General features: G+C 48.1%; 13 protein-coding genes. All 13 read right to left on the minus strand.

The window, feature by feature from the left end; all coding sequences use genetic code 11:
- Window positions 1-26: 26 nt before the first annotated feature.
- Entirely contained in the window at window positions 27-1,004 is a 978-nt protein-coding gene (locus tag BLW39_RS00945; RefSeq protein ID WP_059375776.1) for a CdaR family protein, read from the minus strand.
- Window positions 1,001-1,825 (minus strand): diadenylate cyclase CdaA, encoded by an 825-nt coding sequence (gene cdaA, locus BLW39_RS00950; RefSeq protein ID WP_059375783.1) that lies wholly within the window; start codon window positions 1,823-1,825, stop codon window positions 1,001-1,003. Before cdaA ends, BLW39_RS00945 begins: the two co-directional genes overlap by 4 nt.
- A 12-nt stretch (window positions 1,826-1,837) precedes the next feature.
- Window positions 1,838-3,937 carry a cation:proton antiporter gene (locus BLW39_RS00955; RefSeq protein ID WP_059375786.1) on the minus strand — a complete coding sequence of 700 codons (2,100 nt, stop codon included), beginning with the start codon at window positions 3,935-3,937 and terminating at the stop codon, window positions 1,838-1,840.
- Between the two features lie 3 nt (window positions 3,938-3,940).
- Window positions 3,941-4,819, minus strand: coding sequence for a UDP-N-acetylmuramate dehydrogenase (murB, locus tag BLW39_RS00960; protein ID WP_059375789.1), 879 nt, complete (start codon window positions 4,817-4,819; stop codon window positions 3,941-3,943).
- Between the two features lie 126 nt (window positions 4,820-4,945).
- The gene (locus BLW39_RS00965; protein WP_059375791.1) at window positions 4,946-5,434 is read right to left on the minus strand and encodes a YehS family protein; all 489 of its coding nucleotides are present in this window, start codon (window positions 5,432-5,434) and stop codon (window positions 4,946-4,948) included.
- 43 nt (window positions 5,435-5,477) lie between these two features.
- Complete coding sequence (gene mutL, locus BLW39_RS00970; protein ID WP_059375928.1) at window positions 5,478-7,553, minus strand: DNA mismatch repair endonuclease MutL; 2,076 nt, start codon at window positions 7,551-7,553, stop codon at window positions 5,478-5,480.
- A complete protein-coding gene (mutS, locus tag BLW39_RS00975) occupies window positions 7,537-10,233 on the minus strand; it encodes a DNA mismatch repair protein MutS (protein ID WP_059375795.1) in 2,697 nt (898 codons plus the stop codon). Before mutS ends, mutL begins: the two co-directional genes overlap by 17 nt.
- An 88-nt stretch (window positions 10,234-10,321) precedes the next feature.
- A complete protein-coding gene (locus tag BLW39_RS00980) occupies window positions 10,322-10,918 on the minus strand; it encodes a GNAT family N-acetyltransferase (RefSeq protein WP_059375798.1) in 597 nt (198 codons plus the stop codon).
- 47 nt (window positions 10,919-10,965) lie between these two features.
- Window positions 10,966-12,357 (minus strand): 23S rRNA (uracil(1939)-C(5))-methyltransferase RlmD, encoded by a 1,392-nt coding sequence (gene rlmD / locus BLW39_RS00985; RefSeq protein WP_059375801.1) that lies wholly within the window; start codon window positions 12,355-12,357, stop codon window positions 10,966-10,968.
- Window positions 12,358-12,359: 2 nt separating this feature from the next.
- On the minus strand, window positions 12,360-13,424 hold the full coding sequence (locus tag BLW39_RS00990) for a diacylglycerol kinase family lipid kinase (protein ID WP_059375805.1): 1,065 nt from the start codon (window positions 13,422-13,424) through the stop codon (window positions 12,360-12,362).
- 138 nt (window positions 13,425-13,562) lie between these two features.
- The gene (gene gatB / locus BLW39_RS00995; protein ID WP_059375808.1) at window positions 13,563-15,014 is read right to left on the minus strand and encodes an Asp-tRNA(Asn)/Glu-tRNA(Gln) amidotransferase subunit GatB; all 1,452 of its coding nucleotides are present in this window, start codon (window positions 15,012-15,014) and stop codon (window positions 13,563-13,565) included.
- Window positions 15,015-15,026: 12 nt separating this feature from the next.
- Window positions 15,027-16,487 (minus strand): Asp-tRNA(Asn)/Glu-tRNA(Gln) amidotransferase subunit GatA, encoded by a 1,461-nt coding sequence (gene gatA, locus BLW39_RS01000; protein WP_059375810.1) that lies wholly within the window; start codon window positions 16,485-16,487, stop codon window positions 15,027-15,029.
- A gap of 5 nt (window positions 16,488-16,492) precedes the next feature.
- A complete protein-coding gene (gene gatC, locus BLW39_RS01005) occupies window positions 16,493-16,795 on the minus strand; it encodes an Asp-tRNA(Asn)/Glu-tRNA(Gln) amidotransferase subunit GatC (protein ID WP_059375811.1) in 303 nt (100 codons plus the stop codon).
- Window positions 16,796-16,953: the final 158 nt, after the last annotated feature.

The following is a 16,953-nucleotide window of genomic DNA, read 5'->3' on the forward strand; positions in this document are numbered from 1 at the left end:
GACCTGCCAGCAAACTAGTCCGTCAACTACTTCGGACTAATCGTGACTTGCACGCTTTGATCCGATAACGAGTCGACGCCAGAAGGCTTGGTTAAGCCAATGGTCTTGGTCACTTTTCCAGTGATATTTGAGACATCAATGTTCACTGGAATCGAGCTGATGCTATTAAGTGTATCACTTGAACCATAAATTGTCACCGTGTTCGGACTCATGGTAATCGTGTAATTATCAAGCGAACCAGAAGCTGCTTGGGCTACTAGGTTAACACTTTTACTGGTGCTGCCCGAAGACGAAGAAGAAGAGCTGCTGCCCGTAATCGTCAGGGAAACCTTCGTGGTTTGCTGTGACAAAGTCACTTGAACGGGCTCGTTATTCTTGTCGTAAGCCGTTAATTTGGCAGTCTGGTTAACATTGCTCTTGGTGTTTTTATCCAAGCTAACATCCGCGCCAACGTGGTCGACCGCATCAACATTATCCTTTGGTCCAGTAACCGTGACCGACTTCACGTCTGCCGTCGCATTACTTACTTGGTAACCAGAAGCAATCTTACTGCTGTCGTATTGTACCTGAACGTCCTTCTTAGCTGAATCCTTTTCAGCCAAGGTGACCGTCACGGTTTGTGGGTTGACAGTCGCCGTTAGCGAAGAGCTCACGCCGGTCAAAGCAACGTTCACCGTATGCTGACCAACACCTAATCCGCGCAAATCGGCTACAGCCTGAATTTCATTATGTCCTTGCGCTGCGGTAACCAAGGCAGATGAACCTTGCAGGCCAACACTAACGGCGCTTGGTGCCCCGACAATCACATAATCATCTGAATTAAATTGGACAGTCAACGGTGCTGAGATTGTTGCCTTCTTTTCGGGTAACAAAGAGCTGTACTGGTTGCCACTATTTGACCCAGAATAACTAGGCTTTGTTGATAGGACATAGGCGGCAATCAGCAGAGCCATCAAAAATGAAAACATGAGGTTGACTGCTTTTGATGAACTCCATTTTTTCATAATTTCTTCCCCCGGAATAGGAAGCGAAGAATTGGATACTTCCGCTTCTTTTGTACTGGTTCAATCCACTGCTTCTCAAAGAAGTTTAGGTATGAATCGCGATCCATGTTCCGTAGTAAGTCGCCGCGTTGCGTAATCGAAATCTCACCAGTTTCTTCTGAAACAACGACCGTCACGGCATCCGTTGCTTCTGAAATTCCAACGGCAGCACGGTGCCGGGTTCCTAACTCTTTTGGAATGCGAGTCGATTCTGACAGAGGCAAGTATGCGGCTGCCACCGCAATTTTATCGTTATTGATGATTACTGCCCCATCGTGCAGTGGTGTATTTGGAATAAAGATATTAATCAAAAGCTGACCAGTCACCTGGGCATCCAGGACAATTCCAGTCTTAATGTACTCTTCCAACGTATCTTTTCCGTTGATGGTAATCAAAGCTCCGATACGGCGCTTCGACATATATTCCAAGGCCATATCCAAGCCCTTAATCAGTTCATGCGCCTGCTCATTATCCAAATGATGGCGACGAACCGTTAGACGCCGGCCCAGGTTTTCTAAACCGCGGCGGATTTCTTGCTGGAAAATCACCACCAAGGCGATTGGCGCCCAGGTAATCAACTGATCCATCAGCCAAGAAACAACCACTAAGCCGGTATACCAGGCAACGACTTTAATTAGGAAAATCGCCCCAACACCAAACAGAATTTGCAAAGCGCGCGTGCCTTCAACGAAGGTAATTACTTTGTATAACAAAAACCAGATAATCAACACGTCCAACAAATGAACTAAGTTCGTACTGGTCATGTAAGCCCAAATACCCATTTTTTACTCCTCTTACTCCTCATTACGGCCAACTAAGACCCTCGTCTCCGCGTAATTAATCACTTGTCGCAGATTGATACTAGTCTGCCGCGAAATTCGCTTCTGCTCATAGAGCTGCTGCGTAAAATCACGTTCGGCATTCAACGCCTTTAACTCTAATTCAAGGCGCATCCGATCATCCTCCTCCTGCTGATCAAAAGTTGAGACCTTTTTAGTTTTCTCAATTTGAAAGCGGTAGATTGTAATCAAATTATACGCTTCTTGGCGCAAAATGCGCTGCATGACCGTGTCACCAACCTGCATGGCCACGTAATTTGAAATCGCCTTAATGGCGTCCTTCAACATTTCACGCTTGGCAAAGTTACTTTCTTCTCGGACCTTATCTGATTCTTCATCCGCCAGCCAAATGCGGAAATTAGCCCACAACCGTCGGTAGAGCCAGAGCAGACGCTTCTTTGCAAAGAAGGCCTGACTCGAGCCCAAGTCCGCCTCAAACTGGTCCAAATAACGAGCCTGCAAGGTGTAGGTGATTGGTGAAATTTTTTCGTCCACCAATAATTTGCGCAACTGGTCACGTTGCGCCCTGAGGGAAACTTCCTGCAACTCAAGGTCTTTTTCAGCAGCATAATCCTGTTGATTTTGGTTTTCATGCAAACTTAAGCGCAATTGGCGCACCCGCTTTTGCCGGCGCGCGACTAATTCGTGGACAATCCGCCGATTTTCATCCGTTTGCAAGTCACGCAGCTGTTGGATGCCGACTCGGGTGACCCAAAGTCGTGCCCGTTCTTCCGAGACATCCCCCGGATGCCCCTCTGGCAAATCGTCATCAACTTCCGTGGTTCCCTCTGGCTGGGTAAAGTCGTGCTTAGTACTTTGCTTCGTGACCGAGGGTAACATGACTGAGGCCACCAGCAGTGAGAAAATCACGACTACCGCGGCAATAAAAATCACCAAATCTCGGCCAACAAAGGCATCACCCTTGTCCGTCACTAAGGGAATCGTTAGAACCGCAGCCATCGTCACGGCCCCACGAACACCAGTCAAGCCCGAGACAATCGCTGATTTAAAGGAAACCACCCGGTCTTGGTGTCGAACCTTTTGACCCCATTGAATGGCATAGGCCCATAAGACCCGCAGGGCAAAGACAATCAACCAAACCAAGAGGCCATAGCCCAAAGCCTGCAAATTTGAAATGTTGGTATCTTGCAAAATGTTGTGTAGCGCATTTGGCAAGGTAACCCCGAGTAAGACGAAAATCAAGCCGTTTAAGACGTAGACAATCACTTCCCAGGCGTGAACGGAAACAATCGTTGCTTCCGCCGATAGCATGCCAACATGACGGTCATTCATCAACTTCGCCGTAATTCCACCCGTCACAACGGCGATTAAACCAGAAGCGTGCAGTGGGAATTCGGCAATCCAATAAATAATAAATGGTAGCAAAACCGTGATGATCGTATAGAAAACCACGTCAGCGAGACCAAAGCGCGATACCGAATCTCGCAGCCAAATGATGGCTGCTCCGACCACGATTCCAATCGCAATCCCGGCCAAAGTCATCCAGGCAAAATTGAGGATGGCATCCGACAGCAAGAACGTTCCTGCCACCACGGCCTTAATCGCCGTGTTAAAGGAAACCAAACCGGTGGCATCGTTAACCAAACTTTCACCTGTCACAACATGTAGCAGGTTTTCCGGCAACTTCACCCGCTTGGCAATCGCTTGCACGGCCACCGGATCGGTTGGTGATAAGACAGCGGCCAGGGCCAATGAAACGGCCAATGGCAGCTCCGGAATCAACCAGTGAATGGCAAAACCACCCACAATCGTGGTCACTAAGACCAATAAAATTGCATTTCCCAAAATGGGAACGCGTAACTTCCATAACTCTCGTTTTGGAAAACGCCAGGCATCATTAAACAAGATGGGCGCCACAAATAACATCATAAACCAATGCGAATCAACTTCGACATAGGCACCGCCAATAACGGCTAGTAAAAATCCGATCAAAATCTGAAAAAGCGAAATTGGGATGGCTGGGATGAAGTGTGAGATGATGCTTGAAAGCGCCACCCCAATCACTAAGACAATCATTAACTCAATTATATCCATGGGTTACCGGTCTCCTAAAATTCGTACTTCGGGTTCTAATTGAACTTGATACTCCTTATAAACTTTATCTTGGACAAGGTGAATCAAGTCCTCATAATCATTACCAGTCCCATGATCAACATTGACCATGAAACCAGCATGCTTGGTGGAAACTTCAACGCCGCCGACCCGGCTCCCCTGCAAGCCAGCATCCATGATGAGCTTACCTGCAAAGTGGCCCGTGGGGCGCTTAAAGACAGAACCATTGGATGGCCATGACAGCGGCTGCTTGCTAGCCCGAGCGTAGTTGACTTCATCCATCTTCTGCTGAATCAAGTCTTGGTCCCCTGACGCTAAGTCAAAGGTTGCCTGAGCAATAATTCCACCATTGTCTTGAAAAACAGAATGGCGGTAAGCAAATGCTAGCTCGTCTTTGGTAAAGGTCTGCATTGACAAATCCGGCATAATCGCCGTCACTGAGGAAACGACCATATCCGCCTGGCCACCATAGGCCCCGGCGTTCATGAAGACAGCTCCACCAACTGATCCAGGGATTCCTGCCGACCATTCTAAGCCGGATAAGCCTCGTTCTTGGGCGACAGCAGCCAACCAGATAATGTCACAGCCTGCATCAGCAATCAATTGCGTTCCGTTTTGTTGGACAGCCTTTAACTCAGTGGTTAGAATCACTAAGCCACGCAAACCACCAGAACGCACGACCAAATTCGACAAGCGACCAAAAACATGGACCGGCAGCTGACGCTCCTTGGCCCAGGCTAATAGGTCTGTCAATTCTTCTAAGGAATGTGGGACCGCCAAGTAATCAGCAACACCACCGGCCTGTGTATATGCATAGGGTGCAATTTCTTGCTGTTCTTTTATCAGTGTCTTTGCAATTTGCATATCATTCTCCATTTGTATCCTATCCCCTCTATCATAACAAATTTAAACCTACTTATTATGACGAAAACAGACGACCATAGTGGTCGTCTGTTTTAATAGGTCGGTACTCTAAGTATTTTGATCGACTTAACCGCGATATTTTTTGCCCATTCCTGCTAGTAATTTACGCAAGTAACGGTCACCGGCAGGCCGGTAATTACGGTGATCTGGCCGACGCAAAATTGCCGAAAGTTCCCCATTAGAAATTTTAGCTCCGGCCAAAGCTAACAAGCTTTGGATATCATCTGAGGTATAAGACATGGCAATTTTAATTTTCTTAATCGCCACATTGTTGACCAAATCAGCCGCAGTCATATCAAAGGTTGGCGCTACCACTCGGCCATCCTTATCAGTCCGCTGGCCACGCTTATCAATGACCAAGCCATTCAAAAAAGCTTCCAAATCATGGGCCGACAAGTTTTGGTCGGGCTTGTCATCGTCTTCTTGCTTGGTCAAAATCTTGTCTAATTGTGCCTGGTTAATCTTTTGACCACCAAGGGCAAAGATGGCTTCGATTTCTTGGTTTGATAACGAGAGCGCATAGCGCAATCGAATAATCACATCGTTATAATTCATAGTTATTCCTAAAGAACTCTTTCGTAGCTACAGTCGTTCATATTTAGAATGGGTGGGTATCATAAGTTTGCCAAGATTCATGTGAATCTTGAATCCGCTTAAACATCCGTTCCATTTCAGTCAGGGTAAAAGAAGTCAAAACTGGGCGACCATGCGGACAGTTATACGGGTTTTCCGCCTGAGCCAGGCCGTGCAAAAGGGCCTTGGCCTCTTCTGTTGAAATGTGCCAGTTAGCCTTGATGGCCCGCTTACAAGACATCATGATAGCGGCCTTCTCGCGAAAGGCTGCTACCGTTAGCTTACCATCATGTAAGACCCAGTCAATCATTTCTTGGATTGTGTCTGCCGCCTGGTCGGCTGGAATCCAGGCTGGGTGCTCATAAACTGCAATCGTATTCGGACCAAACTCTTCCACGTTCAAGCCAACCCCGGTCAAAACGTCTTGGTAATCGGCGATTTTTAGCATATCAGCCGTGGAGTAAGTCAGCGTAATCGGTGCTAATAATTGCTGCTGATTATCGCCGACTTCACCGACAATCCGCCGGTAATATTCATAATTAATGCGCTCTTGAGCGGCGTGTTGATCAACCAGGTACAAATGGTTTTGATCCTGGGCAAAAAGAAAGGTTCCATGCATTTGACCAATATAATCCAAAGTTGGAAAGCCATGCTGTTCGGCCGTTTGGTCTTCCAAATCTAAGTCCTGGTTGACTGGTTTAGGTTGCTTTGCCGTTGGCTGATTATTTGTTGGTTGACTATTTGAATGAAGCACGTCGTTTTCCGCTGCCACCATTGGCTCAACCTGGTTGTCAGCCGATAGTGTCTGATCAACAGCGGCTGAACTGGCTGCCGTTGGATAATCCATGGTTGGTTCAGCAGCCTTGGCTTCATCAGTGAAGGCTGGCTGATAGGATTCGGCGGCATAGCGGTCAGCAAAGCTTTGAACGGGTTGTTCTGCCAATTGATCTTCGGCATTAATTTCAATCACGTGTTCTTTGGTATTGGCCACCTCAACTGCAGCCGGTTCGCCAGGTTTGACCACCGGTTCTACCTTTTCTGGTTCTGTCGCTGCAGCTTGCGCGCCATCCGCTTCTTCCCGGCCAAGGTTATCCAGGGCCTTTGGAATCAAGTTTTCTTGACTCAAACGGTCACGAATCACCGCTGTGATAAGGTCTGTGAGCTCACCCTCTTCACTGAGGCGAATTTCAGCCTTTTGGGGATGAACATTGACATCAACCAGCAAGGGGTCCAATTCAATGTTAATCGCCCCAATTGGGAAACGACCGACCATTAGCTTGGAACCGTAACCAGCCGTAATGGCATTTGAAACCGAAAAGTTCTTAACAAAGCGGTGGTTCACTAGGACGGCAAAGTAAGACCGTGATGACCTCGTTTGCTCCGGTAATGACAAGTAACCATTGACGCGGAAGTGCTCGGAAGCGCCCTCAAAGCCAACCATCTTTTCAGCGGTTTTGCGGTCATAAACAACCGCCAACACTTGGCGTAAATCACCGTTTCCAGACGTTTTCAGTAAGGTTTTCCCGTTATGAGTCAACGACAGCGCCAAATTAGGATAAGCCATGGCCAAGTGGTTGGCCGTTTCGACAATCAGCGACATCTCGGTCTGAGGCTTTTTTAAATACTTTAACCGGGCCGGTGTATTGTAAAACAAGCTACGAACCGAAACAGAAGTACCAAAGCGACCAGCTGCTGGCCCTTCTTGAGTCACCTGGCCTCCCTTAATTTGGTAGAAAAAGCCAGTGTCGGCTGTCGCCGTACGGGTCTGCAAGGTCACATCCGCAACGGCCGCAATCGATGGCAGCGCTTCACCACGAAAGCCAAGGGTTAAAATTTTAAATAAATCATGGCGGTCTTGTATCTTAGAAGTCGCATGACGGACAAAGGCTAGCGGCACCTCATCACTGGTAATCCCTTCCCCGTTATCAATCACTTTGATTAAATCTAAGCCACTATTTTCAATAACCACGTCGACCTGAGTCGCATGGGCATCAATGGCGTTTTCGACCAGTTCCTTCACAACCGAAGCTGGCCGTTCGATCACCTCACCGGCTGCAATCTGGTTCGCCAGTAGTTCGGATAACTCATGAATTTTGGCCATCATTTGACCTCATTTCTTGTAATTTTGCTACTAAGTTCAAGGCAGCTAAAGGAGTTAATTGGTTTAAGTTCACGCGGTCCAGTTCATCCAAAGCCTTTTGGTCAGCTGGGTCCAAACTAGCTGCGACCGTTGATACAGGTGCTTCAACTGGTGCTGGTCCGATGTTAAAGAGCGGTACTTCTTGGGCAAGACCATCCGTGATTGGTGCTGCGACCGTTTGGCTTGACGAAACAACAGCATCCCCCTCAACTTGTCCGGCGCCCTGAGCCTCCAAGGCCTGCAAAATCTGCTCGGCGTTATGCAAGAGCGACTTTGGCAAACCAGCGAGAGCCGCTACCTGAATTCCATAAGAACGGTCAGCCGCCCCTGGCTGGACTTGGTGTAAGAAGTGCAGCTGACCGTCAGCGGTCAACTGGGCCCCAACATGGAAATTTTGAATGGCCGGATGGTTGTTGGCCAAGGCCGTCAATTCGTGATAGTGGGTCGCAAAAATCGTTGTGGCATGCAGGTTGGTATCAAGGTATTCAATAATTGCCTGAGCCAAAGCCATTCCGTCGTAAGTAGCCGTTCCCCGACCTAATTCATCAAATAAAATCAAGGACTGGGCAGTGGCATCCTGCAAGGCCAAATTGGCTTCCGCCATTTCGACCATGAAGGTTGACCGACCGTTTACCAAATCATCGTTCGCCCCAATTCGGGTAAAGATTTGGTCAAAAATTGGCAAGATGGTCTCATCGGCCGGCACAAAGGAACCCATTTGCGCCAAAACGACCACTAGGGCAACTTGACGCATATAGGTTGACTTACCAGCCATGTTTGGCCCAGTTACCAACTGAATCTTCGTGTCATCGGCAAAGGTAACGTCGTTTGCCACGTATTCCCCAGGACCTAACAGTGATTCAATCACCGGATGGCGGCCCTGTTTAATCATCAATGACCGGTCTTCACCTTCTTTGAAACTTGGCTTAGTGAAATGACGATTTTCCGCTACATCAGCCAAGGCTGCTAGGACATCCAAACGGGCTAACTTCTGTGCCAGGGTTTGCAAACGGGTAATTTCTTCCTTGACCTTGGCCCGGACTGACAAGAACAACTCGTATTCCCGGTCAAAGCGCTTGGTTTGCGCAGCGAAGATTAAATCTTCGTGCTCCTTTAACTCTGGCGTCGTGAAACGTTCCGCATTGGTTAACGTTTGCTTGCGGTGGTAACGACCCTCTTCCAACTTATCCAGGTTAACCTTGGTGACTTCGATGAAGTAACCAAAGTTCTTGTTATACTTGACCTTCAAATTGGAAATTCCGGTCGCTTCTCGTTCCTGCTGTTGATAGGCAGCCAGCCAGTCCTGGTTATCCGCCAAGGCTTGGTTGTATGAATCAACTAGCTCATCGTAGCCCGGTTGGATCAAATCACCGTCTCGAACTGAAATTGGTGGTTCAGGCACAATCGCCTGGTCAATCAAACTGGCCAAATCCAAAAGTGGGTCAATGGCCCGACCTGCTTCTTGCAAAATTGGATTGACATGCTCTGCTAACAAAGCCGCCTGCAAATCAGGCACCGCCTGCAATGACCGCTTGAGCTGAACCAGATCACGGGCGTTTAACGTGCCCAAAGCCGCCTTAGCCGCCAAACGTTCCAAGTCATAAACATACTTTAATTGATCTTGAACCGTTCCCCGGGTGAAAAAGTCATCTTTAAAAGCAGCCACCGCATCCTGCCGTGCCCGAATCGCTTCTAAGTTTTTCAAAGGCTTAATCAACCACTGCTTTAATAACCGGCCACCCATGGCAGTTTTGGTTTCATCCAGCAGGGCAAAAAGCGAACCTGCCTTTTGCTTCGTTCGCGCATTTTCGACCAAATCCAAGTTGACCCGAGTCACCTGGTTAAAGACCAAATAAGCCTGACGCTGATAGGTCTGCACCGGCATAATATGGTCCAAAGACCGCTTTTGCGTATCAAATAAGTATTGGAGAAGTAAGGCCGTGACATCCTGTCCCGCCGCGCTTTTCAACTCCTTGGTCAAATAAGTAATCGTCGCTGATGGCTGAACGGTTCCTTGATAAGAAACGACCCAGCCGCGTTCACCGATGGCATCAGCCAAAGCCGGCGTAGCCCGTTCACCCTCACGGGCTAAGACAACCTCTTTAACCTCCAAAGCCCCTAATTCATCGATGACGGCATTCTGCTCGTCTAATTCGGTTGCCTTTAATTCCCCAGTCGAAAGGTCAATGTAAGCCAAGGCAAAGGCGGCCTGGTCCGCATCCCCTGGCCGTGCACCGGTGGCGACAACCGCCGCCAAAAAGTTATTTTCCTTTCCATCGCCAGTCTTACCAGACATTTTGGTGCCGGGCGTAATCAACTGAACAACGTCTCGTTTGACCATTCCCTTGGCCGTGGCTGGGTCTTCCATCTGTTCTACGATGGCTACCTTATGACCGGCATCAACCAAGATATCGATATAGGCCGCCACCGCGTGATGCGGGATTCCCGCCATTGGGATTGGGTTTTCTGAATTTTTATTTCGGGCCGTTAAGGTCAGTTCAAGGATTTTAGCACCCTTAATCGCATCATCTTCAAAGAGCTCGTAAAAATCCCCCATCCGGTAAAAGACAAAGGCATCGGGATATTGGTCCTTAATCTGATGATATTGCACCATCATGGGTGTCTGTTCTTTTGTCGCCATGGGGAAACCTCCAAATTTACTCTTGATTAATTTTAGCCACCTTGTCTGCTTACTCAATTAGACGGTGCTGGCCAAGATTTTTCATGCCTTATTCATGAATTTGGTAGCCGTTTTGAAGCATTGTAGCAAATGGAATGACGGGCTCTGGCTGATCTGGATGTTCTGTCAATGACTTTTCCATCCAAGCCAAGTCGTACCAAGTACCAAACTTATAGCCAATCTTGTTGAATTCACCGACAAAGTGGTAACCCAAGTGCTCGTGAAAATCACGGCTATTATTAGTTAAATGATCGTCTTCGACCTTTGGAACGGCAATGCAGGCATTCAAATTAATCACGTTTTGATCGTAGGAAACTTGCTCAATCAACTGGTACAAACGTTTACCCAGACCATGGCCACGCTCATCTTGGCGCAAGTAAATCGAAGTCTCAACGGACCAATGGTAGGCCTCTCGTGATCCCATGGCACTGGTGTAAGCATAACCTAAAATTTGACCATCCAAAACAGCCACGATGTAGGGATACATGGCCAAAGTCTTTTCAATACGCGCTGCGAATTCCGCTACCGTTGGCACCTCATATTCAAAGGTGATAGCCGTTTCTCTGACATATGGCGCATAGATGGCCACTAACTCGGCGGCATCGGCTGGCGTTGCTGGGCGAAATGTAATTTGATCTGTTGTCATACTGCCTTCCCTTTCTAGTGACAAAAGCCTACTTGTCGTTTTGACAACTAGGCTTTCTTCGTAAATACTGCAACTGCTTCCACGTGGGTGGTTTGTGGAAACTGGTCAACGGGCTGGATTGGCCCATCAATTTGATAACCCTGGTCTAATAACCCTTGGGCATCGCGGGCCATCGTCGCTGGATTACATGACACGTAAACCAAACGCTTTGGGGACATCACCCCGACCGCTTCAATAAAATCAGCCGTCAAACCCTTTCGTGGTGGATCAACAAAGACAACATCCGGCTTCAAATCAGCTTCAGCCCATTCGCGCATTTGGCTTGGGGCATCGGCCGCAATAAAGTGGGTGTTGCCCACCTGGTTTAACCGGGCATTTTTCTTGGCATCCTCAATGGCAGCATCAACGACTTCGACTCCGTAAACTTCGGCAACAGCGTCCGCCACGGTCAAGGCAATCGTTCCAATCCCACAATAGGCATCGATGGCAATATCAGTTGGTTGCAACTGAGCCTTTTCCTTGGCCAACTGGTACAACTTAGCAGTTGTGACCGGGTTGACCTGATAAAAGGAATTAGGGCCAATTAGGTACTTCTTACCCAATAAGACGTCTTCAATCGCATCTTTTCCCCACAAAATCTGGTTCGTGCGGCCCATAATCACATTGGTTTGGGCAGAATTGACATTTTGCACAACCGATTGCAAATGTGGCAGACGTTCGCGCAAGCGAGCAACAATTTCATCCGCCTGTGGCAACTTCTTGGTCTTAGTAACCAACACAACCATTAATTCACCGGTAGCTTTGGCAATTCGGGCCATCACGTGGCGGACAACCCCGCGGTCGCTTTCTTCATCATAAGCGGCAATCTGCAAGTCTTGCAGAATATCCCGGGTCACCCGGACCGCTTCATCGACGGCTGGGTCTTGAATGTAAAAAGAATCGGTTGGAATCAACTTGTGTGAACCACGGCGGAAAAAGCCAGTTTCCAAACGGCCATCAACCATTCGTGCCGGTACCTGGGCCTTGTTACGGTAATGAGTTGGATCATCCATCCCCACCGTTTCGACAACCGTCACATCCAACTTCGCTTTTTTAAACAATTCCTGAACTTGGCGCTGTTTCCAGGCCAATTGCGCTGGGTAGGCTAAATTAGCTAACGGCGCAATTCCAGTCGTCAAAGCCAGTTGATCAGCTAGGTCAACTCGGTCGGGTGACTCTTCTAGCAGAGTCTGAACCCGGGCAAAACCATAGTTTTTCAAGACCTTTGTCACCAAAATTTCGGCTTTTTCACCGGGTAAGGCATTGGTCACAAATAATGGAAAACCATCAATCTTTGCCACCCCTAGGCCTTGGTAGGTTAAGTCCGTAATCTCGGCTGTGACAAGCTCATTCTTGTGAACCGGCGCAGCCTGTTTAATTGTGCGATTGGCTTTGGCCATTCTTAATCCTTTTCTTCTTGGTCGCTGTCACCCTTGTGGGTAGAAGCTTCCATTGCTTCAACTTGTTCAACAAATTCTTCTTGAATCTTAGCCGTTGTCGCATCAACGCTAATGGCTGAGAGATCAGCAACAAACTCAATGTGTTGCTTCAAGTTGTTAAAGGTCATCGGTGCATCCCCACCGTATTCCCCATCCAAGTTTACCTTGATTGGGTGGTCTTCTGAGAGTGGCGTGATTTCAACCTTTGACGTCTTCTTATAAATCAATTGTGGGTTATTAATGTGAGAACCGTTTAAGACCTGGGCAGCCAATTGGGTAATCTGCCAGAGGTTGGCCTCCTTCACAATCAGCAAGGTGAACTCACCATCATCTAATTTGGCATCGGGCACGATTGATTCAAAGCCACCAACTGAATTGGTCAAGGCCAAGAAAATCATCGAAATATTACCATCGTACTCCCCATCGTCATAAACGACTTTGGCTTTAACGGGTTCCAACCGGGTCAATAACTCGGCGCCCTTCACCAAATAAGCCAAGTAACCGTAGAGTGACTTCATCAAAGATGGCACGGCATAGGTTACCTCAGAAAGGGTTCCCAAGGCGGCAATGTTAATAAAGTAGCGGGCATCAGCAGGCGCCACAATTTGCCCTTCTTCTTCAACCCAACCACCACGCATTGAGACCTGACCAATATCCATCTTAATGGTCTGCCCCTTCAAAATCACCTTAGCCGCTTCCAAAGGATCATCACGCGAAACCTTTAGGGCCCGGGCATAATCGTTGGTTGTTCCGGCTGGAATAATCGCCATCTTTGGTCGGCGCCTCAAGGGCGCAATCCCATTAACCACTTCATTAATGGTACCATCCCCACCTGCCGCAACAATCAAGTCAAAGCCTTCAAAGGCGGCCCGAGTGGCCTCATTTTGTGCTGATAACGGTTCTGGTGTTGTGGCAAATGTTGATGTTTCATAACCAGCCTGTTCATAAACTCGGATAATGTCCAACATTTCCCGCTTAACGGCCTCACGACCAGAGCTAGGGTTATAAATAATACGTGCTCGTTTCATGCTTCATCAGTGGAGAACCCGACTCATCCACGCCGGTAATCCCCAACTTCCTCCTAAAAAATATGTACGAAAGGCCAAAGGCCCTCCATTTAAGTTAGCGTGATTAGTCGTTGAACACAACCAACAATCAGCCGAACTTTATCGCTTATTTAATTCAGCCATCAACAATTTGTTCAAGACACCAGGGTTGGCCTGCCCCTTTGACTTCTTCATCAGTTGCCCAATCAAGAAACCAACGGCACGGTCCTTACCACCCTTAAAGTCTTCAATTGACTGTGGGTTGTCGTCCAAGACTTCGTTGACCATTGGTGTCAAAACTGCTGGATCTGAAATCTGAACCAAACCTTGAGCCTTGGCGTAAGCTTCAGGTTCTTCACCTTCCATGATGGCCTCAAAGACCTTCTTGGCTTGCTTGGTTGAAATGGTGCCATCTTCAATCAACTTGACCATACCGGCCAAATTTTCTGGTGACAACTTCGTGTCCTGCAACTCCACCTGGTTTTTGTTCAAGTAGGCGTTCACATCACCAATCAAGTAGTTGGCCACACGCTTAGCAGCGCCCTTTGAATCAGCCCCTGCCAAAACAGCGGCATCAAAGAAGTTAGCCATCGCCAAAGTCTGCGTCAAAACTTCGGCATCATATTGTTCCAAACCAAGGTCAGCCACATAAGACTTTTGCCGGTCTTCAGCTGACTTTGGCAAGTCGGCTTTGACACGGTCAATCCAGTCTTGGCCAATTTGGATTGGTGACAAATCAGGTTCTGGGAAGTAACGGTAATCATCCGCCACTTCCTTGACCCGCATCAAGACCGTTGACTTGGTTGGTTCGTCATAACGACGCGTTTCCTGGCGGACCTGGCCACCAGAACGGATGACCTTGGCCTGACGCTTTTCTTCAAATTCCAAAGCAGACTGCACGTAGTGGAAGGAATTGATGTTCTTCATTTCCACTCGGGTACCGTAGGTGTCAGAACCATAAGGGCGAAGTGAAACGTTGACGTCGGCACGCATTTGTCCCTCTTGCATCTTGGCTTCTGAAACACCAGTAAACAAGATTACCCGGCGCAACTGTTCCAAATAAGCGTAGGCTTCTTCTGGTGAAGCTAAGTCAGGCTTTGAAACAATTTCCACCAATGGTGTTCCCTGACGGTTCAAATCGACGTATGAGTAACCGTCATCCCCGTGGGTGTTCTTTCCGGCATCTTCTTCGACGTGAAGTTCTTCGATTCCAATTCGCTTGACCGAACCGTCGGGCAAATTAACATCCAAATAGCCGTTACGGCCCAATGGGGTTTGTTGCTGAGTCGTCTGGTATGACTTTGGGTTATCCGGGTAAACATAGTTCTTCCGGTCCCAACGAATTTCTTCTGTAATATCGGCATGCAGGGCCAAAGCAACGCGCATCCCATAGTCAATGGCCCCCTTGTTTGCCACTGGCAAAACCCCAGGGTAACCCCAGTCAATCACGTTCGTGTTGGCGTTTGGGGCATCCCCATAGTGAACGGGGGATGGTGACAAAAGCTTTGACTTTGTCTGCATTTCAACGTGGACTTCAAGTCCAATGGTGGTTTCAAAATTTTCGTTTCCCATTGTGTCCTCTCCTTAGTCCGCTACCGCTGGGTGTTGTTCAAAGAAACGGTTTTCTTGTTCGAACGCATAGGCGGCCTGGTAAATGGTCGCTTCATCAAATGGCTTTCCAATCATTTGCAAACCGATTGGCATACCACCGTTAAAGCCGGCGTTAATTGAAAGTCCTGGCAAACCAGCCAAGTTAACAGGAATGGTCAAGACGTCACCCAAGTACATTGCCTTTGGATCATCGATTTCTTCCCCAATTCCATAGGGCTGAGTTGGTGTGGTTGGACCAACAATCAAGTCGTAGTTTTCAAAGACCTTGTTAAAGTCATCAATAATCAAAGTTCGGACCTGAGCGGCCTTCTTGAAGAAGGCATCGTAAGCACCAGCTGACAATGAATAAGTTCCCAACATAATTCGGCGCTTGACTTCATCACCAAAACCGTCCGTCCGAGTGTCCTTGTAGACTTCTTCGAGGGACTTAGCTTCTGGTGAACGGAAACCGTAGCGGATTCCGTCATAACGCTGCAAGTTTGATGAAGCTTCTGAGGCCATCAAAACGTAGTAAGCAGCCACCCCATACTGAGTGTGTGGCAAAGAAACCTGGTCCACTTGGGCACCCATAGCTTCTAATTGCGCAATCGCTGCCTTGACCTGAGTGGCAACTTCCGTGGCAATTCCTTCTTGGAAGTATTCTTCAGGAACGGCAATCTTCATCCCCTTGATGCTTTCACCCAACTTGGCAGTAAAGTCTGGTACTTCAAGTTCGGCTGAAGTAGAATCGCGCTTGTCAAAACCAGCAATCGCATTCATCACCAAAGCGTTGTCCTTGACTGTTCGCGTTAGTGGACCAATTTGATCCAATGATGAGGCCATCGCAAAGAGACCAAAACGAGAAACGCGACCATAAGTTGGCTTCATGCCAACGATTCCGTTAAAGGCTGCCGGCTGGCGGATTGATCCACCAGTATCAGAACCCAAGGCATAAGGAACTTGCCCAGCGGCAACGGCTGCGGCAGACCCACCTGATGAACCACCGGGAACTTTAGTGTAGTCCCAGGCATTCTTAGTCTTCTTGTAGTAAGAAGTTTCGGTTGAACCACCCATGGCAAATTCATCCATGTTGGCCTTACCAACCACCACAGCACCAGCTTCGTTTAGCTTAGTCGTAACGGCAGCATCGTAAACCGGCTTGAAGCCTTCCAAAATATGTGAAGCACCGGTTGTTTCCAAACCGTTCGTGGCAATATTGTCCTTCATTGCCATTGGAATCCCAGCCAATGGGTTTGAAAAGTCACCCTTTTCGTCAATGTCACGAGCTTGGGCCAAGGCCTCTTCTTCGTGCAAACGAATAAAGGCTTGCAAGTCAGCATCAGTAGCAGCAATGTTGGCAAAGGTATCCTTGGTCAACTGTTCGGCCGTCACCTTGCCTGATTGCAACGCTTCGTGCAAATCATCCAAGTTTGTATCGAAATAGTTAAAAGCCATGCTGATTAGTCCTCCCCGTTCAAAATAGCGGGCACCTTGATCAAATCAGCCGCCTCTTCTGGCGCTTGTTCAAGTAACGCCTTCTTTTGATGCCAATCTTCCGCAACATCTTCGCGCAAATGGTTCACATTTGCCGTAACGGAAAAGGTTGGCTTGACACCTTCTGTGTCAACTTCTGCCATCTTTTCACACAATGCGACGATTTCCTGGAGTTGTCCGGTGAAGTGTTCAAGTTCCTGGTCTGAAAAGCTGAGCTTTGCCAAATCAGCAACGTGGGCCACTTCTTCTTTTGAAATTGATGTTGCCATGGGTTCACCTGCCTGAAAAAGCCTTGTAATCACGCCTTTTTCACGGCTATCCTTTCCAATGTAATTACTTATCCATTCTACCATACATCCCCAGTCTTGCCCCTTCTAAATGGCAGATTCCATTCCCTAATTTGGCTAAGTCTTTGGCAAATGTGCCC

Origin of the sequence: Fructobacillus pseudoficulneus (assembly GCF_900108455.1) — a bacterium.
Classification (GTDB): Bacteria; Bacillota; Bacilli; order Lactobacillales; family Lactobacillaceae; genus Fructobacillus; species Fructobacillus pseudoficulneus.

Bases quoted from the DNA above. Each gene is read 5' to 3' on its own strand.
- BLW39_RS00945 (WP_059375776.1), bottom strand. From the start codon at position 1,004: ATGAAAAAATGGAGTTCATCAAAAGCAGTCAACCTCATGTTTTCATTT.
- cdaA (WP_059375783.1), bottom strand. From the start codon at position 1,825: ATGGGTATTTGGGCTTACATGACCAGTACGAACTTAGTTCATTTGTTG.
- BLW39_RS00955 (WP_059375786.1), bottom strand. From the start codon at position 3,937: ATGGATATAATTGAGTTAATGATTGTCTTAGTGATTGGGGTGGCGCTT.
- murB (WP_059375789.1), bottom strand. From the start codon at position 4,819: ATGCAAATTGCAAAGACACTGATAAAAGAACAGCAAGAAATTGCACCC.
- BLW39_RS00965 (WP_059375791.1), bottom strand. From the start codon at position 5,434: ATGAATTATAACGATGTGATTATTCGATTGCGCTATGCGCTCTCGTTA.
- mutL (WP_059375928.1), bottom strand. From the start codon at position 7,553: ATGGCCAAAATTCATGAGTTATCCGAACTACTGGCGAACCAGATTGCA.
- mutS (WP_059375795.1), bottom strand. From the start codon at position 10,233: ATGGCGACAAAAGAACAGACACCCATGATGGTGCAATATCATCAGATT.
- BLW39_RS00980 (WP_059375798.1), bottom strand. From the start codon at position 10,918: ATGACAACAGATCAAATTACATTTCGCCCAGCAACGCCAGCCGATGCC.
- rlmD (WP_059375801.1), bottom strand. From the start codon at position 12,357: ATGGCCAAAGCCAATCGCACAATTAAACAGGCTGCGCCGGTTCACAAG.
- BLW39_RS00990 (WP_059375805.1), bottom strand. From the start codon at position 13,424: ATGAAACGAGCACGTATTATTTATAACCCTAGCTCTGGTCGTGAGGCC.
- gatB (WP_059375808.1), bottom strand. From the start codon at position 15,014: ATGGGAAACGAAAATTTTGAAACCACCATTGGACTTGAAGTCCACGTT.
- gatA (WP_059375810.1), bottom strand. From the start codon at position 16,487: ATGGCTTTTAACTATTTCGATACAAACTTGGATGATTTGCACGAAGCG.
- gatC (WP_059375811.1), bottom strand. From the start codon at position 16,795: ATGGCAACATCAATTTCAAAAGAAGAAGTGGCCCACGTTGCTGATTTG.